Annotated in this window: 19 protein-coding genes; 11 read left to right on the top strand and 8 right to left on the bottom strand. The window is 73.6% G+C overall.

Annotated features, from left to right (window positions below; genetic code table 11):
* Window positions 1-8 precede the first annotated feature (8 nt).
* The 5 genes from AC0B61_RS05010 (at window position 9) to AC0B61_RS05030 (ending at window position 6391) form a co-directional block, all read left to right on the top strand.
* Window positions 9-1244 (top strand): FxsB family cyclophane-forming radical SAM/SPASM peptide maturase, encoded by a 1236-nt coding sequence (locus AC0B61_RS05010; RefSeq protein ID WP_471739205.1) that lies wholly within the window; start codon window positions 9-11, stop codon window positions 1242-1244.
* A 153-nt stretch (window positions 1245-1397) separates the two neighbouring features.
* The gene (locus AC0B61_RS05015) at window positions 1398-2525 is read left to right on the top strand and encodes an aKG-HExxH-type peptide beta-hydroxylase (RefSeq protein WP_471739206.1); all 1128 of its coding nucleotides are present in this window, start codon (window positions 1398-1400) and stop codon (window positions 2523-2525) included.
* A 346-nt stretch (window positions 2526-2871) separates the two neighbouring features.
* Window positions 2872-3057, top strand: a complete 186-nt coding sequence (locus AC0B61_RS05020) for a hypothetical protein (protein WP_471739207.1) — start codon at window positions 2872-2874, stop codon at window positions 3055-3057.
* Between the two features lie 65 nt (window positions 3058-3122).
* A complete protein-coding gene (locus AC0B61_RS05025) occupies window positions 3123-5552 on the top strand; it encodes an FxsB family cyclophane-forming radical SAM/SPASM peptide maturase (RefSeq protein WP_471739208.1) in 2430 nt (809 codons plus the stop codon).
* Between the two features lie 65 nt (window positions 5553-5617).
* Window positions 5618-6391 (top strand): AAC(3) family N-acetyltransferase, encoded by a 774-nt coding sequence (locus AC0B61_RS05030; protein WP_471739209.1) that lies wholly within the window; start codon window positions 5618-5620, stop codon window positions 6389-6391.
* A gap of 165 nt (window positions 6392-6556) precedes the next feature.
* Here the strand turns inward: AC0B61_RS05030 and AC0B61_RS05035 are convergent, their stop codons facing one another.
* The 3 genes from AC0B61_RS05035 to AC0B61_RS05045 form a co-directional block, all read right to left on the bottom strand.
* Window positions 6557-7354, bottom strand: a complete 798-nt coding sequence (locus AC0B61_RS05035) for an alpha/beta fold hydrolase (protein ID WP_471739210.1) — start codon at window positions 7352-7354, stop codon at window positions 6557-6559.
* Between the two features lie 36 nt (window positions 7355-7390).
* Window positions 7391-8053, bottom strand: a complete 663-nt coding sequence (locus AC0B61_RS05040; protein ID WP_471739211.1) for a DUF4097 family beta strand repeat-containing protein — start codon at window positions 8051-8053, stop codon at window positions 7391-7393.
* Between the two features lie 260 nt (window positions 8054-8313).
* Entirely contained in the window at window positions 8314-8805 is a 492-nt protein-coding gene (locus AC0B61_RS05045; protein WP_471739212.1) for a hypothetical protein, read from the bottom strand.
* A gap of 56 nt (window positions 8806-8861) precedes the next feature.
* Here AC0B61_RS05045 and AC0B61_RS05050 point away from each other — a divergent pair, with 56 nt between their 5' ends.
* Entirely contained in the window at window positions 8862-9791 is a 930-nt protein-coding gene (locus tag AC0B61_RS05050; protein WP_471739213.1) for a helix-turn-helix transcriptional regulator, read from the top strand.
* An 85-nt stretch (window positions 9792-9876) separates the two neighbouring features.
* Here the strand turns inward: AC0B61_RS05050 and AC0B61_RS05055 are convergent, their stop codons facing one another.
* Window positions 9877-10071 carry a DUF397 domain-containing protein gene (locus tag AC0B61_RS05055; protein ID WP_471739214.1) on the bottom strand — a complete coding sequence of 65 codons (195 nt, stop codon included), beginning with the start codon at window positions 10069-10071 and terminating at the stop codon, window positions 9877-9879.
* A 198-nt stretch (window positions 10072-10269) separates the two neighbouring features.
* Between AC0B61_RS05055 and AC0B61_RS05060 the strand changes: the two genes are divergently transcribed.
* From AC0B61_RS05060 to AC0B61_RS05070, 3 genes are all read left to right on the top strand, one after another.
* Entirely contained in the window at window positions 10270-11727 is a 1458-nt protein-coding gene (locus AC0B61_RS05060) for a TIR-like protein FxsC (RefSeq protein WP_471739215.1), read from the top strand.
* Window positions 11724-15731: an FxSxx-COOH system tetratricopeptide repeat protein gene (fxsT, locus tag AC0B61_RS05065; RefSeq protein ID WP_471739216.1), complete on the top strand. Its 4008-nt coding sequence runs from the start codon at window positions 11724-11726 to the stop codon at window positions 15729-15731. The genes AC0B61_RS05060 and fxsT overlap by 4 nt, the downstream gene beginning before the upstream one ends.
* Window positions 15732-15831: 100 nt before the next feature.
* Entirely contained in the window at window positions 15832-16797 is a 966-nt protein-coding gene (locus AC0B61_RS05070; RefSeq protein WP_471739217.1) for a 2-hydroxyacid dehydrogenase, read from the top strand.
* Between the two features lie 16 nt (window positions 16798-16813).
* Here AC0B61_RS05070 and AC0B61_RS05075 read toward each other — a convergent pair whose 3' ends face one another.
* From AC0B61_RS05075 to AC0B61_RS05085, 3 genes are all read right to left on the bottom strand, one after another.
* Window positions 16814-17668, bottom strand: coding sequence for an alpha/beta fold hydrolase (locus AC0B61_RS05075; protein ID WP_471739218.1), 855 nt, complete (start codon window positions 17666-17668; stop codon window positions 16814-16816).
* A 23-nt stretch (window positions 17669-17691) separates the two neighbouring features.
* Complete coding sequence (locus tag AC0B61_RS05080) at window positions 17692-18645, bottom strand: DUF4231 domain-containing protein (protein ID WP_471739219.1); 954 nt, start codon at window positions 18643-18645, stop codon at window positions 17692-17694.
* Between the two features lie 248 nt (window positions 18646-18893).
* Window positions 18894-19658, bottom strand: a complete 765-nt coding sequence (locus tag AC0B61_RS05085; RefSeq protein WP_471739220.1) for a sugar isomerase domain-containing protein — start codon at window positions 19656-19658, stop codon at window positions 18894-18896.
* 221 nt (window positions 19659-19879) lie between these two features.
* Here AC0B61_RS05085 and AC0B61_RS05090 point away from each other — a divergent pair, with 221 nt between their 5' ends.
* Entirely contained in the window at window positions 19880-20572 is a 693-nt protein-coding gene (locus AC0B61_RS05090) for a metal-dependent transcriptional regulator (protein WP_471739221.1), read from the top strand.
* Between the two features lie 559 nt (window positions 20573-21131).
* On the opposite strand, the gene AC0B61_RS05095 is transcribed toward AC0B61_RS05090, so the two are convergent.
* Window positions 21132-21833 carry a bifunctional DNA primase/polymerase gene (locus AC0B61_RS05095; protein WP_471739382.1) on the bottom strand — a complete coding sequence of 234 codons (702 nt, stop codon included), beginning with the start codon at window positions 21831-21833 and terminating at the stop codon, window positions 21132-21134.
* A 315-nt stretch (window positions 21834-22148) separates the two neighbouring features.
* Here AC0B61_RS05095 and AC0B61_RS05100 point away from each other — a divergent pair, with 315 nt between their 5' ends.
* Complete coding sequence (locus AC0B61_RS05100) at window positions 22149-23525, top strand: transcriptional regulator (protein WP_471739222.1); 1377 nt, start codon at window positions 22149-22151, stop codon at window positions 23523-23525.
* Window positions 23526-23547: the final 22 nt, after the last annotated feature.

Genomic DNA, 23547 nt, shown 5'->3' on the forward strand with positions numbered 1-23547 from the left:
CTCGGTGCATGGTGCCGTTCCGGCAGTTCCTGCTGAAGATCCACAGTCGGTGCAACCTGGCCTGCGACTACTGCTACATGTACGAGGGCGCGGACCAGAGCTGGCGCGGGCGACCGCGGCGGATGGAGTCGGCGACGGTCCGCCGCACCGCCTCGCGGATCGCCGAGCACGCCGCCCGACACGGGCTGGACGAGGTCTCCGTGGTGCTGCACGGCGGTGAGCCGCTGCTCGTCGGCGCGGCCCACCTGGGCGCGCTGCTGCGCGAGTTGGCCACGGCCGGGCCGCAGGTCCGGTTCAGCCTGCAGACCAACGGGCTGCGGCTGCTGGACGAACCGGCGCTGCTCGACGTGCTGCACCGGTACCGGGTCGCGGTCGGTGTGTCGCTGGACGGCACCCGGGCCGACCACGACCGGCACCGCCGACTGCCCACCGGCGCGGGCAGCTGGGCGCGGACCGCCGAAGCGGTGCGACTGCTCGGCTCGGCCCGCCACCGGGAGCTGTTCGCCGGCCTGCTGTGCGTCGTCGACCTCGCGGCGGACCCGGTGGACACCTACGAGGCACTGCTGGAATTCGCCCCGCCCCGGCTCGACCTGCTGCTGCCGCACGCCACGTGGCAGGCCCAACCGGCGGGCGTCCACCGGACGGTGCCGCTCACGCCGCCCTCCGGGGCGGAGCCCGCGCCGTACGGGACGTGGCTGACCGCCGCCTTCGACCGCTGGTACGACGCGCCGCGGCGGGAGACCGGGGTCCGGCTGTTCGAGGAGCTGGCCGTGCTGCTGCTCGGCGGCCGGGCGGCCAGCGAGGCGGTGGGCCTGGCGCCCGTCGACCTGGTGGTGGTCGAAACGGACGGCACCATCGAGCAGGCCGACAGCCTCAAGGTGGCGTACGACGGTGCCCCCGCGACGGGCCTGGACGTGTGGCGGCACGGTTTCGCGGACGCGGCCGCCCACCCGGCCTTCCGGGCCCGCCAGCGCGGCCTCGCCGGGCTCGGGCCGGTCTGCGCCGGCTGCCCGCTGGCCCGGACCTGCGGCGGCGGGCTCTACGCGCACCGGTGGGCGGGGGACGGCGCGGGCGGGGGCTTCGGGCACCCGTCCGTGTACTGCGCGGACCTGGACCGGCTGATCCGGCACATCGCGGAGCGGCTGCGGGCGGGGGTCGCGGGGCTGACCGGGGCGGCCGGGTTGGCCGGGCTCGCCGGGTTGACCGGGTTGACCGGGCTGAGCGGCGTGGGGCGGGCAGGATGACGGAGGTGCCGGGCGGCCCCGGGGGCCTTGAGCGGGTGGTCGCGATCCGCTGCGCGAGGGCGACGCCGGGTGTCCGGTCCGGCCGGTCCGGCCGGTCCGGCCGGTCCGGCCGGTCCGGCCGGTGCGACCGGACGCACCCGAGGAGGAGGAACGGTGGCGGGTACGGGCGAGGCGGTGGCGGCCGGAGTGCCGGGCGCGCGCGGGACGGACGGGCTGCCCCGGCACGGCGTGGACCGGGCGACGTTCCGGGCGATCGCGGGCGCGCGCGGCGGCCCGGAAGCCGTCCGACTGCTGCGCGCCGGGCAGTTGAGCAAGCGCGCGCTCCTGCTGCTCGCGCTGCACCGGGCGGCGCCGGGCCACGAGGGCTACCGCGAGGCGTACCTGCGGGTGAGGGCGATGCAGCGGGACGACCGGGCGCGGTGGGAAGAGGTGCTACTGCGGCCGGAGTTGGACGCCTGGGCGGCGGACTGCCTGCGCGGTGTCGCGGCCGGTGAGGACGTTCCGCTGGCCGGGCTGGGCGAGTTCCTCCTGGCCGGGGTCGGCGCTGGGGCCGGGATGGGGGCTGGAGCAGGAGCCGGGGCAGCTCGGGCGAGGGCGTCGGTACTGGCGCTGGAGTGCGACGGGCTGCGCTGGACGCCGTCGATCGACCACGCCGGTCCGCGCCGGGTGGACTACGGGCGGCCCCCGGCCGGGCCGCTGACCCGGGTCGAACTCTCCGCGTGGCAAGACCGGTTGGCCGAGGCGTGGCACATCCTGGTGCGTCGGCACCGCCGCCACGCGGAGGCGGTCGCGGCCTGCGTCGCCACGATCGTCCCGCTGCGCCCCGCCCCCGGCGGGGAGGCGGTCAGTGCCGCCGCACGACGGGCGTACGGCGCGGTGGCGGCCTCGCTGCCGGGTGATCCGGTGCTCCTGGCGCTGGCGCTGGTCCACGAGTTCCTGCATGTCCAACTCGGCGCCCTGCTGGACCTGGTGCCGTTGCACCACCCCAACGGCGCGGCCGTCTACCACGCCCCCTGGCGGCCCGATCTGCGCCCGGTGGGCGCGCTGCTGCAGGGGACGTACGCGCACCTGGGCGTCGCGGACTTCTGGTGCGCGGAGGCGGGCGCCGGCGGGGGTGGAACGGCCCGCGCGGAACGGGAGTTCGGGCGCTGGCGCACACACACCCTGGCGGCGGGCCGCACCCTGCTGGACAGCGCTGAACTGACCTCGCAAGGGCGGGAGTTCACGGAGGAGATGGTCCGTTCCGTCGATGCGCTGCACGTCCCGGGCGGGCGGGCGTGAACGGCCGCCCCGGCCCGGTCACCGCCCTGGCGCTCTTCCGGGGGGCTGGGGGGCTGCCCGGCTCCGGGGGTGCGTCTGAATGACGGGAATCAACCGGCGGATTCCTACGCTTACCCAGGCGCCCGGTGCGGCAACGCGCTTCGGCGCGCGCCACGGCGAAGTGCGCGACCGCTGAACGGGTGAATTCTGGGGGTCCTGCGCGCTGTCGTGCGACGTCGGCCGCTCGGGAAGCCCAACGTGAGTCCGCAAGGTGCCGCGTGAAGTCTTCGCTGGCACTACGATTTGGTCTCAACCAGGTGGGCCTACCCATCCTCGGCAGGTCCTACACCGCGCCTAAGGAACGAACATGACACCGGTAACCAGCACCAGGCCGGCCGGCGAGCTCACTGACATCCAGGAGACGCCGGAGCGCCCGTCCCTCGCCGACCTCGCCGCGCTGGGCGCGGAGGAGCTCGCCTCCCGACTGCAGCGCGCTCTCCCCGGCGCGGACTCCGGCCTCGTGCCGGTGGCTGCCTTCAACTCCTCGATCTGACCCGGCCCGGAACACCGAGCGGGATCCCAGACCGAGCCGATCCGAACGGATCTCCGAACAAGTCCATGACGACATCGACTCCGGTGCCGTTGACGCAGTTCGTGGTCAAGATGCACAGCAGGTGCGACCTGGCCTGCGACCACTGCTACGTCTACGAGCACGCGGACAGCAGCTGGAGCTCCCGGCCGAAAGTGATCTCGGACGGGATCCTCGACAAGGCCGCCGAACGCATCGGCGAGCACGCGGCCGCCCACCGGCTGCCCGCCGTCCGGGTCGTCCTGCACGGGGGAGAACCCCTGCTCGCCGGCCCGGACCGCCTGCGCCGCGCCGCCGAGTCGCTCCGGGCGGCACTTCCGTCCGGCTGTGCGCTCGATCTGCGCATCCACACCAACGGCGTGCTGCTGAGCCGTGCCTTCTGTGCGCTGTTCGCCGAGCTGGACCTCAAGGTCGGCATCTCGCTGGACGGTGACAGGGCCGCCAACGACCGGCACCGGCGCTTCGCCGACGGGCGCAGCAGCCACCCCCAGGTGCTGCGGGCTGTCGCGTTGTTGAGCGAGCCCGAGTACCGGCACCTGTTCGCCGGACTGCTCTGCACGATGGACGTCGAGAACGACCCGGCGGCCGTGTACCGGGCGCTGGCCGAACTGCGGCCCCCCGCCGTCGACTTCCTGCTTCCGCATGCCACCTGGGACGAGCGGCCCAAACGCCCCGCCGACCTGGGCGCCACCCCGTACGCCGACTGGCTGCTGACCGTCCACGGGCTGTGGGAGGCCGACGGGCGGCCGTTCGCCGTACGGACCTTCGAGTCCGTGCACCGGACCCTGCGCGGGTTCTCCAGCCTCACCGAGTCGCTCGGGCTGGAGCCCTCGGACCTGGCGGTCCTGGAGACGGACGGCACCTTCGAGCAGGCCGACAGCCTCAAGACCGCGTACGACGGTGCGCCCGCCACCGGGATGGACGTGTTCGCGCACAGCCTCGACGACCTCGCCCGCCACCCCGGCATCGCCGCCCGCCAGTCCGGCCTGGCCGGACTGAGCGAGGCCTGCCGGGCCTGCTCCGTGGTCCGCTCCTGTGGGGGCGGGCTGTACGCCCACCGCTACCGGAGCGACGATGGCGGAGGCAGCTTCGACCATCCCTCCGTCTACTGCGGTGATCTCATGACGTTCATCAACGGGCTTGCGGGGAGGGGTAGTTCCGCTGCCGTGCCGACGCAGGGCGGCGAGCCGCTGCCCGACGGCGTGCTTCCCGACGGCGAACTGCTGCCCGGCGCGCTCACGCCCGCCCAACTCGGCGAGCTCGCGCGCGGGCACGGCAGTGCGGACACCGTCGCCGCGCTCGGCCGCTCCCAACTCGCCCTCACCCGGGCGATGCTGGCCGCCGCCTGGGACGCCTCGGGGCAGGGGCGGCCCGAGGCGTGGGCCCTGCTGGCGGAGCTCGACGTCGCCGCCCCCGCCGCCGTGGACGCCGTCCTCGCCCACCCGTACGCCCGCGCCTGGGCGGCGCGGCGGATCGCCGGCGACCTGTCGGTCGGGCTCGGCCCGCTCGCCGCCCTGGCCGCGGCCGCGGCGGTGCGGGCCGGCCTGGGCGGCGCGGTGGCCGTGCCGGTGCGGGGCGGTCGGCTGCACCTGCCGACCCTCGGGAGTCTCGCCGCCCCGGACGGGGAGGCGGTGGTCACCGGGCGGGCCGACGGCTTCGAGGTACGGGCCTCCGATGGCACGGTGTCGACGGCCCTGGACGAGCCGCTGCGGCGGGTCCGGCTGGCAGGCGGCTGGACGGTCGCCCTGGAGGACGCCGACCCGCTGCGGGACTGCCACGACCACCCGGTGGCGGGCCGCCTGTCCGACGGCGAACTGCTCGACTGGACCGGCGCGTTGCGCGAGGCCTGGGAGCTGCTCGGGCGGGACCTGCCCGGCTACGCGGAGGGCATCCGGGCCGGCCTGGCGACGGTCACCCCGTTGCGGCCGGGCCCGGCGGGCCGGGACGTCAGCTCGGCTGCCCGGCAGGCGTACGGCGCGGTCGGCATCGCCCGGCCGGCCACCGCGCCGACCCTCGCCCTGCTGCTCGCGCACGAGTTCCAGCACGTCAAACTGGGCGCGCTACTGGACCTGGCCGACCTGTACGACCGCGCCGACTCCGCCCGCTACTTCGCGCCCTGGCGCCCCGACCCCCGGCCGATCGAAGGACTGCTCCAAGGCACCTACGCCCACCTGGCCGTCACCGAGTACTGGGGCACCCGCACCCTGGCGTACGACGGGCTGCCCGGCGAAGCCGCCGACCGGGCACGCGCCCAGTTCGCGCTCTGGCGGCGGTACACCGCCGACGCCGTGGACCGGCTGGCCGAATCAGGCGCGTTGACGCCACTCGGTGTGCGTTTCGCGGACGGCATGCGGGAAAGCGTCACCCCGTGGCTCTCCGTGCCGCTGCCCGCGGCGGCCGAACGGGCCGCCGACCGGGCCCGGCAGGAACGCGGGCAACTCCGCCTCACCGAGGGCTGACCGAGAACCGAGGCCTGATCGAGGTCCCGCCGAGGCCTCACCGGAGCCTGACCGAAGGAGCAGTCGTGATCTCCGCCGCCACCCTCACCGCGGGCCTGGCCGAACTGGGCGTCCGTCCGGGCACCGTGCTCCACGTCCAGGCCTCCCTGCGGGCGCTCGGACCGGTGGCGGGCGGCGCGGGCGGCGTGGTCGACGCGATGCTCGAAACCCTCGGCGACCAAGGCACCTTGGTGGCCTACACCGCCACGCCGGAGAACTCCGCCACCTCACGCATCCACCAGGCCGCCGTCGCCGGCCTCACCCCGGCGGAGGTCACCGCCTACCAGGACCGGATGCCGCGCTTCGACCCCGGCACCACCCCGTGCTCGCCGACCATGGGGGTCCTCTCCGAGGAGATCCGCACCCGCCCCGGCGCCCGGCGCAGCGGCCACCCCCAGACCTCCTGGGCCGCTCTCGGGCCACGGGCGGGCGAGATCACCGCCCGCCACCCCCTCACCTCCCACCTGGGACCGGAGTCTCCGCTCGGGCGGCTGTACGACCTCGACGCCCGGGTGCTGATGATCGGCGTCCCGATGACCGGCTTCACGGCCTTCCACCTCGCCGACCTGCGGATGCCGGACGTGCGGCTGCGCGAGTACCGCTGCGTCGGCGAGGACGGCTGGACGACCTTCACGGCCCCCGACCTGGACGACCTCCACTTCGGCCCCCTCGGCGAGGAGGTCCTGCGGACCGCCCGCGGCATCACCGGCGCCCGCATCGGCGGCGCCGACTGCCGCCTCGTGCCGGTACGGGAGGCCGTCGACCTGGCGGAGCGGATCCTGCGGCGCACGCGCACCTGAAACCCGCGAGCACATCCGTAACCGCACTCCTGATCGCGCCGTTTCCCACCGCCCACCGCCCACCGCCCACCGCCCACCGCCCACCGCCGGGCGCGGAGTTCCTGGCTGCCACCGCCGGCGACATGAGCCGCTACGGCAGCCCGGATCAGCGACTTGACAACGACACTAGGAGGTGGCGAGTTCGCGGACTGCGGTGGCCACGGCCCGGAAGTCCTTGCGCAGGATCTTGGAGTGGTTGCTCGCGACCTTGGCGCTGACCCTGATGTTCGGGTTGCGGGCGAGTACCGGGTCGAGGCCCGCGCGGATCTGTTCCATCAACTTCGCCTCGCCGCCCAGGTTTCCGCCGCTGGCGAGGACGTACCGGGTGGGTGTGACGAGCCGGTCGAAGACGGGGTCGAGGGCGGCGGGTGCGCAGAGTTCGTTGAGTTCGATGTTGATCTCGGCGTGCTGTGCGGCGCTCATCCGTGCGGCCAGGCCGAGTCGGCGGCAGATGGGGAACAGCGGGCTCAGGCGGCGGAACAGCTTGCGGAGCTGGGCCTTGGTGGCGTCGTCGAGCCATTCGTGCGCCATCGCGCCGTCCACGGACACCACCGCCGCCACGCGGTCCGGGTTCCGGGCGGCCCAGTGGATCGCGAGCATGGCACCGTAGGACCAGCCGACCAGGATCGGCTGCTCGACTCCCCTCGCCGCGAGGACGGCGTCGAGACTGCGGACGGACGACTCGAAGGAGTAGTCCGCCGAGCACTCCGACTTGCCGCGGGCGCGCTCGTCGTAGGTGATGTGACGGTAGCCGTCGCCGAGTTCGGCGATGACGCGCTTCCAGTGCGACTGGTCGGCGTAGGAGCCGTTGAGGTACACCACGGGCCGGCCGGACCCGCCGGTGTCGGTCACGGCCAGTGTGGTGTCGTCGACCGGGACCATGCCGGTCCAGGCGGAGTGTGTGGTGGTGGTCCGGGTGGTCATGGTGCGCCTTCCTGTCTGGGTTGAGGGGGAGGGGGCTCAGAGGCTGTGGGCGGTGATGTCGCCGTGGGAGGTGGTGGCGCGGATGTCGAGGTCGGTGGTGCCGTCGTTGCGCAGGGCGTTGCTGATGCGGCCGTGGGCGGTGGCGGCGTCCAGGGTGGCGGAGACGCCGGCGGCGGCGCCGACGGTGATGGAACCGGACTGGGTGGTGAGGGTGAGGGTGCCGCTCGTGGCCTGGGTGATGCGGATGTCTCCGCGTGCGGTGCCGATCCGGGCGTGGCCGGTGAGGCGGCCGATCTCGATGTCGCCGTCGGTGGCGGTGAGGCGCACGCTCGCGGCCTCGTCGATCTCGGTGTGGCGGTAGGCGCCGTCGAAGGAGAGGTCGCCGAGGCGGCCGACGACGCGCAGTTCGCAGGCGGCGGTCCTGGCTTCGACGTCGGATCCGGCCGGGAGCTGGACGGTGACCTCCACGGAACCGGCGCCGCGGAGCGGGTTCTTGGGGTCGGGGGTGCGGATGGTCAGGATGCCGTCGGTGTAGGTCGCGGTGGTCTGCTCGGCGGACTGGACGTCGCGGTTCTTCTCGGGGTCGGCGGGCCGGACCTCGACGGTGGTGTCGGTGCGGTCGCCGGCGATGAGGCGGATCCGGCCGGCGGGGATGTCCAGGACGGCGGCGATCGTGGCGGGGGTGGCGAACGTCTGCATGGTGCGTTCCTTCGTTAGGGGCGGGCCGTCCGTCGGCCCGCGGTTTCTGACGATGGAAACGCTACGTTGCGTTCGCGAATATGGCAATGAACTAGTTGCGGAGATTGCATATAATCGCAGGCAGTGGCACGGAAATCGTTGCGATGTGTGTGGAGTTAATGCAACGACCCTCACTCCATTCATTGCAATGGAGTGAGGGTGAACGCTATGCGGGAGGCGAGCGCCGGGCTACCGGGTCTACCGTCGGCGTTCGGCGGCGCTCATGCGCCGAGTCCGCTCCGGGCCGTCCCGGTGCGGGTGAAGTCCATGACCCAGTTGAGTTCCCAGGTGCGGCCCTCGTCGGCGGAGAACTCCTGCTCCCAGCGGGCGGTGTCCGGGCCGAGTCGGTACCAGGTGAAGTGCACCCGGATCGGGCGGCCGTCGTAGGTGTCCTCGCCGTGGAAGTCGCCGCGGTCGCCGGTGAACCCGCCGACGACCGGGGGGTCCAGGCGGCCGGTCCGGCTGTCGGACCAGTGGATCGACCACTGCTCCGTCCGGCGGTCGAACAGCCGCAGGGTCACGCCTTGGCGGCCGAGGGTCGGGAAGGTGATCTCGTCGATGTTGCCGGCGCCTCCGAACAGCGGCTGGATCACCGAGTGGCCGGGGAACTCCTCCCAGTTGCCGGTGCCGTCGCCGGTACCGGCGCTGAGCGGGGAGGTGAGACGGCGGTTGGCCACGTCCCAGGAGCCGTGCAGGAAGTCGAAGTCGTTCATGCGCCGCAGGTTAGGGCCGCTCCCCTGACATCCACTGTCAGTGGATACTGGGCGGCATGCGCGCGAGCCGACTGGTCACCCTGCTCCTGCTGTTGCAGAACCGGGGCCGGATGACGGCCGGGCAGCTCGCGGACGCACTGGAGGTCTCCGTCCGGACCGTCTACCGGGACGTCCAGGCGCTCGCCGCCGCCGGCATCCCGCTCTACGGCGATGCCGGGCACGCGGGCGGCTACCGGCTGGTCGACGGCTACCGGACCAGGCTCACCGGGCTGACCGCCGGTGAGGCGCAGGCAGCCTTCCTCGCCGCCCTCCCGGGCACCGCCGCCCAACTCGGCCTCGGCGAGGCGCTGGCCGCCGCACAGCTCAAGCTGCGGGCCGCCCTGCCGGCCGAACTGCGCGAGCACGCCGGGCGGATCCAGGAACGCTTCCTGCTCGACGCCCCCGGCTGGTACGGCGAGGCGGACGACACCCCGCACCTGGCCGCCGTCGCGGCCGCCGTGTGGTCGCGGCGGGCGGTGGTCCTGCGGTACCGGCGCTGGCGGACACCGGAGGAGATCGAGCGGCGGGTGGAGCCGTACGGGCTGGTGCTCAAGGCGGGCCGCTGGTACCTGGTCGCCGCCGGGCCGTCCGGGCTGCGGACGTACCGGGTCGATCAGATCATCGGACTCGGCGAGCCGGGGGAGGAGTTCACCCCCGGCGACGGGTTCGACCTGGGCGCGTACTGGACGGCCTACCTGGACGACTTCCGGGCTCGGCTGCACACCGGGGAGGCACTGGTCCGGCTCACCCCGGCGGGCGCCCGCCGCCTCGGCGTGGCGCCCGCGGGCGAGGACTGGACGGAGGCCCGGGTGCCCATCGAGTCGATCGACCACGCCCACGACGAGTTCCTGCGGCTCGGCACCGAGGTCGAGGTCCTGGAGCCGGCCGAACTCCGCGACCGCATCGCCGGGACGGTACGGGCGTTGGCCGCCCGCTACCCGGGCTGATCCTCGGGCGCCGTCCGGGGCCGCCACAGCGGTCTTCAGCCGTCCGCAGCTGCCCCCGGCAGCCCACAGCAGCCCGCAGGCGTCCTCAGGCGACGAAGTGGTCGAACTCGCCGGCCTTGGCGCCGCGGACCCAGGCGTCGAACTTGACGCGGGTGGTGGTGACGATGCGGGTGAGGTCGTTGGACTCGCGGATGTAGACGAGTTCGCCGTCGGAGGCGATCTCGATGTAGTCCGCGGTGTCCGCGCTGAGACTGGACTTCTGCCACTTGAGATGTTCCACGGGTGCCCCTTCTGGTGGTTCGCGGCGGCCGGGACGAGGGTACTGCCCCGAGAGCACCTAAGGCGGCATCGTTTCGGTCATGTCAATTCGTACGAGTCGTTGTGCTATTCCATTGGGGAGTCAGTCGTTCCTACACTGAAGCCCCGCCGCACGGGGGCTGCGGGAGGCAGGTTGCCGACGGGCCCGGGGGAGGCGCGTGTGACTGACCGGGGCTGGGACGAGGACGACTCCCGGCCGTACTTCTTCCTCTCCTACGCGCACACCCCGAAAGCCGGTGCGCGGGGCGCGGGCGATCCCAACCACTGGGTCAGGCAGCTGTACCGGGACCTGTGCGAGGCGGTGCTGCAGCTGACCACGGTGCCGGACGGGGCGTCCGTGGGCTTCATGGACGAGTCCATGCACCAGGGCGAGTTGTGGGCCGATCGGCTGTCCGAGGAGCTGGCGACCTGCCGGGTCTTCGTGCCGCTGTACTCGCCCCGGTACTTCAACAGCGTCCCGTGCGGGCAGGAGTGGCACGCCTTCACCCGCCGCCCCGTCTACCCCGCGAACCTCGACTCCGAGCGCACCAGCGGCATCGTCCCGGTGCTGTGGGCGCCGATGAGCCGCTACCGGCTGCCCAAGGTGGCCGGCGAACTGCAGTTCAACCACGCGAGTTTCGGGCCCGACTACGCCACCGAGGGCCTGTACGCGCTGATGAAGCTCACCTACTTCCGCTCCGCGTACGAGCTGGCCGTGCACCGGCTGGCGGCGCGGATCGTGCAGGTCGCGGAGGAGACGGTGATCCCGGTCGGGCGGCGCCTCGACTTCAACGGCCTCCCGAGCGCGTTCAACGTCACCGCCCCGACCAAGCAGCTGCGGATCTCCGTCCTCGCCTACCACCAGGGGGAGTTGCCCACCGACCGAAACCCCGACTACTACGGCGAGCGGCGCACCGACTGGCACCCGTACCGGCCGGTCGGCTCGCCCATCGCGCAGCACGCCGTCCGGTTGGCGCGGCAGTTGGGGTTCCAGCCGACCGTGCACGAGTTCGACGACGAGGTCGAGTCGATCATCGAGGGCAACGCCGAGGCCCCCGGCCTGCTGCTGCTCGACCGGTGGGCGCTGCGCGACCCGCGCCGCCGGGAGCTGGTGCGGCGCTTCGACCGGTCGGACACCACCTGGGTGAGCGTCCTGGAGCCGTGGAACACCGACGACCCGGAGTGCGAGGAACGCGGCGGCGACCTGGGCGACCTGAGCGACGACGCGCTGCGCATCACCCGGCGCGCGAGCCGGCCGAGCTTCCTCGGCGCGACCGGCCCGACCGGCCTGAACACGCTGGAGGAATTCGACGACGCCCTGCCCCGGGCCGCGATGAAGGCCAAGTACGCCTTCGAGGGCCGCACCAGGGCCGAACCTGAGGAGCCGCCGCCGCCCCGTCCGAGCCTGCGGGACGCGTTCCGGCGCGGCGGCGACGGGTACGGTCCGGACGGTTCCGGGCCGGACCCGTCCGAACCGGGCGAGGCAGACGGCCAGGGCCAGGGCAACCGCAATCACGCGCACCGCGAGCACGACCCGCACCGAGAGCACGATCCGTACCGCGAGCACGACCCGTACCGCGACGACGGCGATGACCCCGATGACGGGATGGCGCCCCTGGGAGGACGAGGAAACCGATGACCGAGAACCGCACCAGGAACCTCCGCCTCGGCGGCCTCGCCGCCGCCGACCTGGTCGCCCAGCGCGAGGCCGAGCGGCGGGCCGCGGAGCAGGACCGCAACGGCCGGATCATCACCTTCTACTCCTACAAGGGCGGCACCGGCCGCACCATGGCCCTCGCCAACACCGCCTGGATCCTGGCCGCCAACGGCTTCCGGGTGCTCACCGTCGACTGGGACCTGGAGGCGCCGGGCCTCGCCAAGTTCTTCCACCCCTTCCTCGACCCGGCCTCCCTCGCCGGCACCACCGGGATGATGGACCTGATCGCCGAGTACCGCGAGGAGGCGCTGCGCCCGGTCGAGCACGCCGAGGGCTGGCACCTGGACTTCGCCCGGGTGCACCCGCACGCGCTGTCGCTCTCCTGGCCGCACTTCCCGTCCACCGGCAGCCTGGACTTCCTCTCCGCGGGCCAGTTCAACCGGGACTACTCCGAGGCCGTCACCCACCTCGACTGGGACATCTTCTACGACCGCTTCGACGGCGGGCAGTTCTTCGACGCGCTCAAGGCCGACATGGCCAAGCGCTACGACTACGTGCTGATCGACTCCCGCACCGGCCTGTCCGACATCGCCGAGATCTGCACCGTCCAGATGCCCGACGACCTGGTGGTCTGCTTCACCCTGAGCGACCAGTCGATCGACGGCGCCTCCCGGATCGCCCAGCACATCCACGACCGCTACCGCGAGCGCGGCATCCGCATCCTGCCCGTCCCGATGCGCATCGACGAGGGCGAGAAGGAGAAGGCCGACGCCGGCCGGGCGCTGGCGAGGGTCCGCTTCGACGGCCTGCCGTCCGGCCTCAACGGCGAGGAACTCTCCCAGTACTGGGGCTCGGTGGAGATCCCGTACCGGCCGTTCTACGCCTACGAGGAGATCCTCGCGACCTTCGGCGACCAGACCGGCACCCCCACCTCGATGCTGGCCGCCTGCGAGCGGCTGACCTCCATGCTCACCGACGGCCGCGCCCCCGGCCTGCCGCCGATGGACGAGGCGGTCCGGCTGCGCTACGTGGACGCGTTCACCCGCCGCCGCCCGTCCGTCCCCGCCGACCTCTACCTCTCCTACGTCCCCGAGGACCGGATGTGGGCGGACTGGATCGAGTCCGTGCTCACCCGGGCCGGCTTCCGGGTGCTGCCCCGCGACCTGAGCGCCGGCACCGACCCGCGCGAGGAGACCGAGCGGGGCATCGACTCCGCCTTCCGGACGGTCGCCGTGCTCTCGCCCGCCTACCAGCGCTCCCCGCAGGCGCGGGCGCTGTGGGAGTCGGTGGTCAGCTCCGACCCGTCCGGCACCCGGCGCCAGCTGCTGCCCGTGCGGGTCGGCGACGTGCGGCTCACCGCGCCGTTCAGCAACCGCAACCCGGTCGACCTGGTCGGCCGCGACGAGACGCAGTCCGTCCAGAGCCTGCTGCGCGCGCTCGGCCGCGGCGACGTCACGCTCGACGACGCGCCCAGCGGCGGCCCGCGCTTCCCCGGCAGCAAGCCGTCGGTGTGGGACGTCCCGCCGCGCAACCCCTCCTTCACCGGCCGCTCCGCCGTCCTGGAGCAGCTGCGCAACCAGCTGCGCGGCGGCATGGCGGCCGTCCTGCCGACCCCGCAGACCCTGTACGGGCTCGGCGGCGTCGGCAAGACCCAGGTGGCGCTGGAGTACGCCCACCGCTTCATGTCCGACTACGACCTGGTCTGGTGGATCGACGCCGAACAGACCGAGCTGGTCGCCCCGGCGCTCGCCGAACTCGCCCGCCGGCTGGGCCTGCGGGTCGGCGACTCGGTGACCGAGGCCGCCGAGGCCGCCCGGGAGGCGCTGCGCCGCGGCGTGCCCACCTCGCGCTGGCTGCTGATCTTCGACAACGCCGACGAGCCCGCCGAGATCCGCCGGTTCTTCCCCGGCGGCTCCGGCCACATCCTGGTCACCTCCCGCAACCAGGCCTGGACGGGGCACGCCGAAGCCCTGGAGGTCGACGTCTTCACCCGCGGCGAGAGCGTCGAGCACCTGTGCCGGCGCGCCCGCAGCCTCTCCCGCCCGGACGCCGACCGGGTCGCCGAGGCGGTCGGCGACCTGCCGCTGGCCGTCGAGGTGGCCGCCGCCTGGCTGGACACCACCGGGACGCCGGTGGAGACCTACGTCACCCAGCTGCACGCCGAGGCGGCCCGCGCGCTGGCCGTCGGCCGCCCCGCCGACTACCCGACCCCGGTCGCGGCGACCTGGAACGTCTCGATCGGACGGCTGCGCCAGCAGTCCCCGGCGGCGGTGCGACTGCTGCAGCTGTGCGCGTTCTTCGCGCCCGAGCCGATCTCGATGAACCTCTTCTACAGCGACCAGATGATCCGGGCGCTGGTGAGGTACGACGCCGACCTCAGCGACAAGTTCATGCTGGGCAAGGTGATCCAGGCGATCGGCCGGTACGCGCTGGCCAAGGTCGACGCCGGCAGCAACAGCTTCCAGGTGCACCGGCTCGTCCAGGCGGTGATCCGAGCCGGGATGACCGCCGACGAGCAGGAGATCGCGGTCCACGAGGTGCACCGCATCCTCACCGGCGCCCGGCCCGTCCTCGGCGACACCGACGACCCGGCCAACTGGCCCGCCTTCGACGAGATCTGGCCGCACCTGTCGCCGTCCAAGGCGCACAACTGCGACGAGGCGGACACCCGCCAGCTGCTCATCGACCGGGTCCGCTACCTGTGGAAGCGCGGCGAACTCGACCGCGCCCGCGACCTCGGCCACGCACTCGACGCGGAGTGGACCGGCAAGCTCGGCGACGACGACCGGCAGACCCTGCTGCTGCGCTTCCAGCTCGCCAACGTGCTGCGCTCCCAGGGCAACTACGCCGAGGCGCTGGCCCTGGACGAGTCCACCCTGGAGCGCCAGCGGGCGCTGCTCGGCGAACACCACCCGTACACCCTGATGACGGCCGGCTCGCTCGGCGCCGACCGCAGGGCGCTCGGCCGGTTCCAGGCCGCGCTCGACCTGGACCGCGAAATCCTCGACCAGTTCCGCGAGTTGTTCGGCGACGACAATCCGCGCACGCTCTCCATGGCGAACAACCTGGCGATCGACTACCGGCTGGTCGGCGACAGCGAGGCCGCCCGCGAACTCGACCAGGAGACCCTCGACCGGCGCACCGCCGTGCTCGGCCCCAAACACCCCTACACCCTGTCCACCAAGTCCAACCTGGCCCGCGACCTGCGCGAACTCGGCGACTACCGAGGCTCGGTGGACCTGCTGCAGGAGGTCACCGCCGACCTCGGGGACGTCCTCGACCCGGACCTGCCGGAGAACCTTCGCAACGCCAAGTCGCTGGCCGTCTCACTGCGCCGCATCGGCCAGCTCGCCGAGGCCCGCCGGATCACCAAGGAGACCTACGAGCGCTACCTGGAACGCTACGGCGCCGACGCCCCCGACGCGCTCGCCTGCGCGCTCAACCTGGCCGCCGACCACAGCGCCTCCGGCGACAAGGAGGCCGCCCGCGACCTCTGCTCCACCGTCTTCGACGGCCACCGGCGGCTGTTCGGCGACGAGCACCCGTTCACCCTGGCCTGCGCCAACAACCTCGGCATCTACCTGCGCGGCAGCGGCGACGTCCAGGGCGCCATCGAGCGCGGCCGGCTTACCGTCGAGGGGCTGACCCGCTCGGTCGGGCCGGAACACCCGTACACCCTCAACGCGATGATCAACCTGGCCAACGCCTACGGCGACGACGGGCAGCCGGCGCTCGCCGAACAACTCGGGCGGGCCGCCTACCAGGGCCTGTGCGAGCGCTACTCGTCGCAGCACCCGGACGCGGTCGCCTGCGAGGCCAACCTGGCGATCACCCTCCGGTCCGTCGGGCGGCACACCCAGGCCAACGAACTGCGCTCGCGGGCGATCGCCGAGCTGATCCGGCAGTTCGGCGAGGAACACCCCAACACGGTGTCGGCGCGCGGCTGGAAGCGGATCAACCGCGACCTGGAGCCGCAGCCGGTGTGAGCGGCCCGGGTTCGCGGCCCGGGTGAGCTGCGGATGCGACCGGCTGGCCTGGGTGAGCGGCCCTGGGCGACCGGGAGGGGGCGGGGTACGCTGCGGCACCATGAGCGACACCCCGCCCCCGGTCCTGGTCACCCGGCGCCTCGCCCCCGGCGTCATCGAACGGCTCACCGCCCGCCACGGCGTCACCTGCCACGACTCCGACCTGGCGATGGACCGGGCCGAACTGCTCGCCGCCGTCCGCGGTCGGCAGGCCGTGCTCACCACCCTGGACGACCGGGTGGACGCCGAGTTCCTGGACGCGGCCGGCCCCGGGCTGCGGATCGTCGCCAACCACGCGGTCGGCTACCACAACGTCGACCTGGCCGCCTGTGCCGAGCGCGGCGTCCTGGTCTCCCACACGCCCGGCGTGCTCACCACCGCCACCGCCGACATGGCCTGGGCGCTGCTGCTGGCCGCCACCCGCCGGCTCGGCGAAGGCGAGCGGCTGTTGCGCTCCGGTGCGCCCTGGACCTGGGCGCCGAACTTCCTGCTCGGCCTCGAACTGGCCGGCACCCCGCTGGGTGTGCTCGGCATGGGCCGGATCGGGCAGGCGGTGGCCCGCCGGGCCCGCGCCTTCGACATGCCGGTCAGCTACCACAACCGGCGCGAACTGCCGCCCGGCGAGGCCGAGGGCGCCGACTGGAAGCCGCTGGAGGACCTGCTCGCCACCTCCACCGTGCTGGTCGTCACCTGCCCGCTCAGCGACGCCACCCGGCACCTGCTGGACGCCCGCCGGCTGGCGCTGCTGCCGCACGGCGCGGTGGTGGTCAGCATGACCGCCGGAGTGGTCGACGAGGAGGCGCTGGCCGCCGCACTGGAGTCCGGCGCGCTGTTCGCCGCCGCCGTGGACAACTTCGAGCACGAGCCCGCCATCCCGTCCGCGCTGCTCGCCCAGGAGCGCGCGGTGCTGGCCCCGCACCTGGGCAGCGCCACCGTCGCCACTCGGCAGGCGATGGGCGGCCTGGCGGTGGACAACGTCCTGGCGGTGCTGGACGGCCGGGAGCCGCCGACCCCGGTACGGGCCTGAGCGCACCCGGGCGGCCCTAACCGGCCGCCCAGGCAAGGGCGGTGGTCATCACCCGGAACGCGCCGAAGTGTGCGGCGCCGGGCTCCAGGAACAGTTCGGCGCCGGGGATGTGGTCGGCCAGCCAGCGGGAGTGGTCGACCGGGGAGAACTGGTCGTCCGCGCCGTGCCAGAGCCAGGTGGGCACCCGGATCGACCCGACCTCGAAGCCCCAGTCGGCGGTGAAGGCCAGCACGTCGTCGATCCAGCCGTCCGCGCCGTGCCGGAACGCCTCCCGGTAGTTGCTCTGCAGCATCCTCCGCAGCCCGCTGTCGGCCACCACCTCCCGGTCGGCGGGGGAGAGTTCGGTGCGCAGCCCGTTCAGCAGCCGGACCGGGTCGTCCTTGATCTGCCGGGAGCGGAACTCCATCGCGTCGGCGATCCGGCCGTGCCCGCGCTCCGCCTCCTGGTACGCGCGGATGTTGGACGGGGTCATCCCGGCGTACCAGTCCAGGCCGGCCGCGTCGCGCGGTGCGAGGCCCACCAGCACCGCCACCCGGCTGACCCGCTCGGGCAGCAGCGCGGCGCAGGCCAGCGCGTGCGGGCCGCCGCCGGAGCGGCCGAGCACCGCGAAGCGGTCCAGCCCGAGGTCGTCCGCGATGGTCCGCACGTCCGCGGCGGCGGCGCTCACCCGGCGGCCGAACAGCCGGGTCGAGTCGCCGTAGCCGGGCCGGTCGTACGAGATCAGCCGGACGCCGAGCCGGTACAGCACGGTGCTGCGCGGGTGCGGGCCGACCCGGCTGCCGGGCATCCCGTGCAGCAGGAACACGGGACGGCCGCGCGGATCGCCGATGGACTCGACGGCGAGGGCGCGGTCGTCCGCCGTTTTGACCATCCGTAACGACACCTGCGGCCTCCTCAGTGCTCCGGGTCGATTCCGTGCTCCGGGCCTGTTCCGTGTTCCGGGTCGGTTCCGTGCTCCCGGTCGGTGGTGGTGCGGACCTCCCGGCGGGCCTGCCAGGTGGTGTGCTCGCGGGAGATCGCGTCCTCGGCATCCCGGGCCAGGCGGGCCCAGACCTCCTCGGCGTCCATCGAATCCAGGTCCAGCCGGGCGAGTTGGCGCTGGATCTGCGCCAGCTCCGCGGCGGCCAGCCCGTACGCCGCGGCCAGCGGGAGGAACTGGCGCAGCTGCGCCCAGGCGGTGATGGACGCGGCCACCGCCGAGACCGTGCCCAGCGCGTCGTAGGTGAACGCGCCGAGCGCCCGCAGCACCGCGAGCACCAGCCCGAGCGCGGGCAGCAGCACGCCCAGCATCCCGGCCCAGTACCCGGCCCGGGCGCAGTAGCGGGCCTTGGCGCGGTACCAGTCGTGCTGCAGCTGGATCCGCTCGGCCAGGTACACCTCGCGGCGCACCGCCAGCGGCTGCTCGCGCAGGTCGCGCATCGCCGCCGTGACCTCGACCCCGCTCCCGGGGACGGCCACCGGGGTGTCCCGGAAGGCGCCGAGCACCCGGCCGAGCTGGAAGCGGTACAGGCCCTCGGCGTCCGGCAGCGCGCGCGGCGGCGGCTGGTAGGCGTCGGCCCGGACGGCGTACTTCCAGGCCAGGGTCTTGACCGACTCGGCGGCGGCCCGCCCCTCGTACCAGAGCCCCTGCGGGTTCTGCCGGCTGATCACCACCGCCAGGGCGATCGCGCCGAGGTAGGCGGCGGCCGCGGGCCAGGCCCAGGGCTCGCCGTCGGCCGAGCCGGTCGCGGCGGCGAGCACCAGCAGGATCAGCTCCCAGGCGGAGAGCAGCACCGAGCGGCGCTGCCCGCGCAGCGAGGCCGCGTCGGCGGCCCAGAAGAACTCGGGGAGGAGGTCCCGCTCGCGCACCCACCCCGTCCGTCCCGTCCCAGACGCCATGTTCGGCCCCCACCCGTCGCTCCGGTCGCACCGCTCTCCTGCCCCGGGCGGCTTGCCGGTACGCCTGGTGGCGCCCGGGGCGGCGTGCAATGGCCGGGAAGGCGCGGTGGTTTGTCCGGTACACCGCGTGTTCGCGTCGACACGGTGCGTGCGCGGTGGATCCGTCGGCGGCTGCGTCCGCGGATGCGTCCCTGGGTACATCAGCAGGTTCGGCAGGTTCAGTAGGTGTAGAAGACCCGTTCCGCGTTGTCGGCCATCTGCTTGGCGTTCCACTCGGTGCCGCCCGGGATGTTGCCGGAGCGGAGCAGCGGCGGGGCGGGGGCGTCCCCGGCGCTCGCCCGGTCGGCGAGCCGGCCGACCGCGGCGGCGACCACGGCCTGCATCAGCGCGCTGGTCACGATGGTGGAGACGGGCCCGAAGGTGGTCTCGGCGCCGGGGTGGGTCAGCTCGCCGTCACCGACCGCGATCTTGTTGTCCAGGACGACGTCGCAGTGGTCCTTGAGGTAGGTGCCGGACGGGTGCGCGGAGGGCACCTCCTGCGGGTAGGCCAGCGAGGTCACGCCGATCACCTTCAGCCCGCGGTCCCGGGCGTACCGGGCCAGTTCGACCGGCATGACCTGGCGGCCGGACAGCGAGATCACGAACAGCAGGTCGCCGGTGGTCGCCGGGGTCAGGTCCAGGGTCGCGGTGGCCAGTCCCGAGACCCGCTCCAGCGCGCTGGCCAGCGGCGCGGGCATCACCGTCACCCCGGCCGTGCCGGGCACGTTCAGCAGGTTCATCGGGACCAGTCCGCCGGCCCGGTAGACGACGTCCTGGGCCGGCAGCGAGGAGTGTCCGGCGCCGTACGTGAAGACCCGGCGGCCTTCGGCGATCGTCTCCGCCAGCAGCGCGGCGGCGGCCTCGATGGTGTCGGCCTCCTCTTCGCGGACCTGCTGGAGGTGGGCGATCGCGGCGTCGAAGTACCTGCCGACCAGGTCGTTCATCTGGTGCCTCCGCTCTCTGCCGGTGGGGGAGCCGGCCGGATGGGGCGGTCGGGGTGGCCCGGACCGCCGGTGGAGAAAGCTACGGCGAGCACCGTCGCGCCCGGGTGGTACCGCTGTCAACAGCAACGAAATCCGGTACCCGGAGCCCCTTCGCGGGCCTGGTTGTCGCCGCGGTACGTCAGAATTGGCGGTGAGGACACCGAAGAACGGAGCCAGCGGCGATGTCTGGGCTGATCGACACCACTGAGATGTACCTTCGCACCATCCTGGAACTGGAGGAGGAAGGCATCGTCCCGATGCGCGCCCGGATCGCGGAGCGCCTGGAACAGAGCGGTCCGACGGTCAGCCAGACGGTCGGCCGGATGGAGCGTGACGGGCTGCTCCAGGTCGCGGGGGACCGCCACCTCGAACTCACCGAACAGGGCCGACGGCTCGCGGTGCGCGTCATGCGCAAGCACCGCATCGCCGAGTGCCTGCTGGTCGACGTGATCGGCCTGGAGTGGGAGCAGGTGCACGAGGAGGCCTGCCGCTGGGAGCACGTGATGAGCGAGACGGTCGAGCGCAAGGTGCTCGCCATGCTCGGCCACCCCACCCAGTCCCCGTACGGCAACCCGATCCCGGGCCTGGACGAGCTGGGTGACGCCAAGGCCGAGGGCGAGGGCTTCGACGCCGGGCTCGTGCCGCTGGACACCGTCAAGCCGGGCGCGGCCGGAGCCGACGTGGTGGTCCGCCGGATCGGCGAGCCGATCCAGACGGACAGCGCGTTGATGAGCACCCTGCGCCGGGCCGGGATCCGGCCGGGCTCCACGGTGAAGGTGACCGCGGGCGTCGGCGGTGTGCTGGTCGGCAGCGGGGACACCGCGGCGGAGCTGGGCAAGGACATCGCCCAGCACGTCTTCGTCGCCCAGGCCTGACCGACGCCTGACCGGAGCCTGGCCTACGTCTGGCCGGGGTCTGCCCGACGCCTGGCAGAGGCCTGACCCAGGTCTGACCGGGGCCCGCTCCGCTCGACGGCGGAGCGGGGCCCGCTGCTCTCCCCGGCCTTCGGCCGGGGTGCCCACGTGCAGCGGGCCCCCACTCGCCTCCCCGTTCCCTCCCTGCTCCCCTCCGTCCCCTCCACCCCTCCTGCTTCCCCTCCGCCGCCTCGCCCGGCTTCCCCGTCCGAGCGCCCCTCCGGCGTCTCTCCCAGCCTTCGGCCGGGAGACACCCCCGCACACACCGCAATTCCTCCCCTCGGTCGATCATGGCAATCCTTGAGCGCGGTCACTCGTACGAGGGGCTTTCGCGGCTGACCAGCGGGTAGACCCAAGCCTTATCCGGACATGCGTATGACGGGCCCCGCCCCCGGTGGGGGGCAAGGCCCGTCACTCACGCGCGTGGTGTCGCGCGGTGCGCGCCCTCGCCCGATCGGCGTAGGGCGGCTGTCCTGGGGCGGCGAACCGGCGGGCGGGCGAACCGGGCGGGCGGGCCCGCTCAGCCCACCGGCGCCGGCTGGGCGGCCGGGTCGGCGCGGTACGCGGGCGCCTCCCGGCCGCAGGCGTACGCGAGCGGGCTGATCAGCTCGGCGGCGTCCGGCAGCCAGCGGTTGAGGGCGGAGGGGGAGCGGGCCCACTGGGCGTACCCGGTGGAGCCGATCCGCGACGGCGGGGCGACCGTCCAGTCCCCCTCGCCGCGGGCGACCAGGTCGAGGCGGCCGGGCGGCCAGCCGAGCTTGCGGAGCATCTCCGGGAGCTTGGCCGCGACCCCGGGCAGGACCAGGAAGTGCAGTCGTCGGCCGACCCGCCCCGGTGCGGCGGGCAGGACCGCCACCGGGCCGAGCTGGAGGTCCATCCGCTCCATCCGGGCCAGGGCCAGGCAGCCGGCCGTCTCCGGCACGTCCAGGACGTCGAAGGACCGGCCGGTGGGCAGCAGGATCGAGGCCTGGGGCCGTTCGGTCCACCAGCGCCGCACCGCCCCCGGCCCGGCGCTCGCCTTGCGGGCCCAGTCCGCGTCCAGCGGGTGGGCGCCCGGCATGGTGCAGCGCGGGTCGTCGCAGGAGCAGCGGGCGGGTCCGTCGCCGTCGATCAGCCAGGCGCCCGGGGCCACCTCCCAGTGGCGGTTCTCGGCGTAGCCGACGGCTTCGATGAGCAGCGGGGGCAGGTTGGCGTTCTCGTCCTGGCCGGAGGCGTCGGGGATGTCTTCCACGCGCTGCTCAACTACCGTGCGTGAGGCGGGTTACGGCCCGGCGGTGCCCGGTTGGGCGCATCCCGGCAATGTCACCCGTTCCGGTTACTCGACCGAGTTGGTGGGGTCGGCGGCAGGCGCAGCGGGGGCGCACAGGAGCATTTCCCAGGGCGCAAGGGGGGTGCGGATCGTCACCGTGGGTATCCCGCTGGCGTTGCTGATCGCTAACCTGGTGTCAGATTCCTTGGACGGTCGGACAGTCGGCAACAGATCAGCAGAATCGTCGCCCGCCGGCCGGGACCGGGGGGTGTGGGGAGGCGAAGCCCAATGGCCGCGAGACCACTCGTCGCACGACAGCCCAACGAGCGTCTGCAGCAACTGATCCAGGAGGCCAGCTGCTCCAACGCCGGCCTGGCCCGGAGGGTCAACCTCTGCGGCGCCGAGCACGGTCTGGACCTGCGGTACGACAAGACCTCCGTCGCCCGCTGGCTGCGCGGGCAGCAGCCGCGCGGGCAGGCGCCGGCCGTGATCGCCGAGGCCCTGGGCCGCAAGCTCGGCCGCAGCGTGTCGGTCGAGGAGATCGGCATGGCGGACGGCAAGAACCTCAGCTCCGGCATCGGGCTGCAGTTCGCGCCGACCCTCGGCGCCGCCCTGGAGCAGGTGTGCGAGCTGTGGCGCAGCGACGTCGGCCGGCGGGACTTCCTGACCGGGGCGACGGTCGCCGCCTCCGCGCTGGTGGAGCCCAGCCGGGACTGGCTGATCACCCCGCCGGACCCGGTGGTGGCGCGCACCGGCGGCCCCCGGGTCGGCCCGACCGACGTGGCCGCGATCAGGGCGACCACCACCATGCTGGTCGACCTGGACCACCGCTTCGGCAGCGGACACGTGCGCCCGGTGGTGGTGCACTACCTCAACTCGGTGGTCTCCGGCCTGCTCGGCGGGGCGTACCGGGAGGAGACCGGACGCCAACTCTTCGCCGCGGTGGCCAGGTTGACCGAGCTGGCCGGCTACATGGCGGTCGACACCGGGCAGCCCGGGCTCGCCCAGCGCTACTACATCCAGGCACTCCGGCTGGCCCAGGCGGCCGACGACCGGGGCTACGGCGGGTACGTGCTCGCCGCCTCGATGAGCCACCTGGCGGCCACCCTCGGCAACCCCCGGGAGATCGCCCAACTCGCCCGCGCCGCACAGGAAGGCGCCCGGTCGGTGGCCACCCCGACGGCGATGGCGATGTTCTACGCCGCCGAGGCCCGCGGCCACGCGCTGCTCGGCGACGCCCGCTCCTGCGAGGCGGTGGCGGCCAAGGCGCTGGAGATGATGGGCAGGCGCCGCCCGGAGGACGACCCGGACTGGATCGTCCACTTCGACGACGCCTACCTCGCGGACGAACTCGCCCACTGCCACCGGGACCTGGAACAGGCCGGCCAGGCCGAGCACTACGCCCGCCGGGCGCTCGACCTGCACCCGCCGACCCGGGTCCGGCGCCGGGCGGTCGACCTCGTGCTGCTGGCCACCGCGCAGTTGCAGCAGCGCGACCTGGAACGCGCCTGCGAGACGGGCACCCAGGCGGTGCGGCTGCTGAGCGGGCTGCGCTCCAACCGGGGCGTGGAGTACCTGGACGAGTTCCGGCGCCGGCTGGAGCCGTACCGGGAGCAGCGGGTGGTCCGCGAGTTCCACGCGCGGGCGGACGCGGAGGCGGCCTGACCTGGTGGCGGCTTGACCTGGT

Source organism: Kitasatospora sp. NPDC023385 (genome assembly GCF_055664045.1).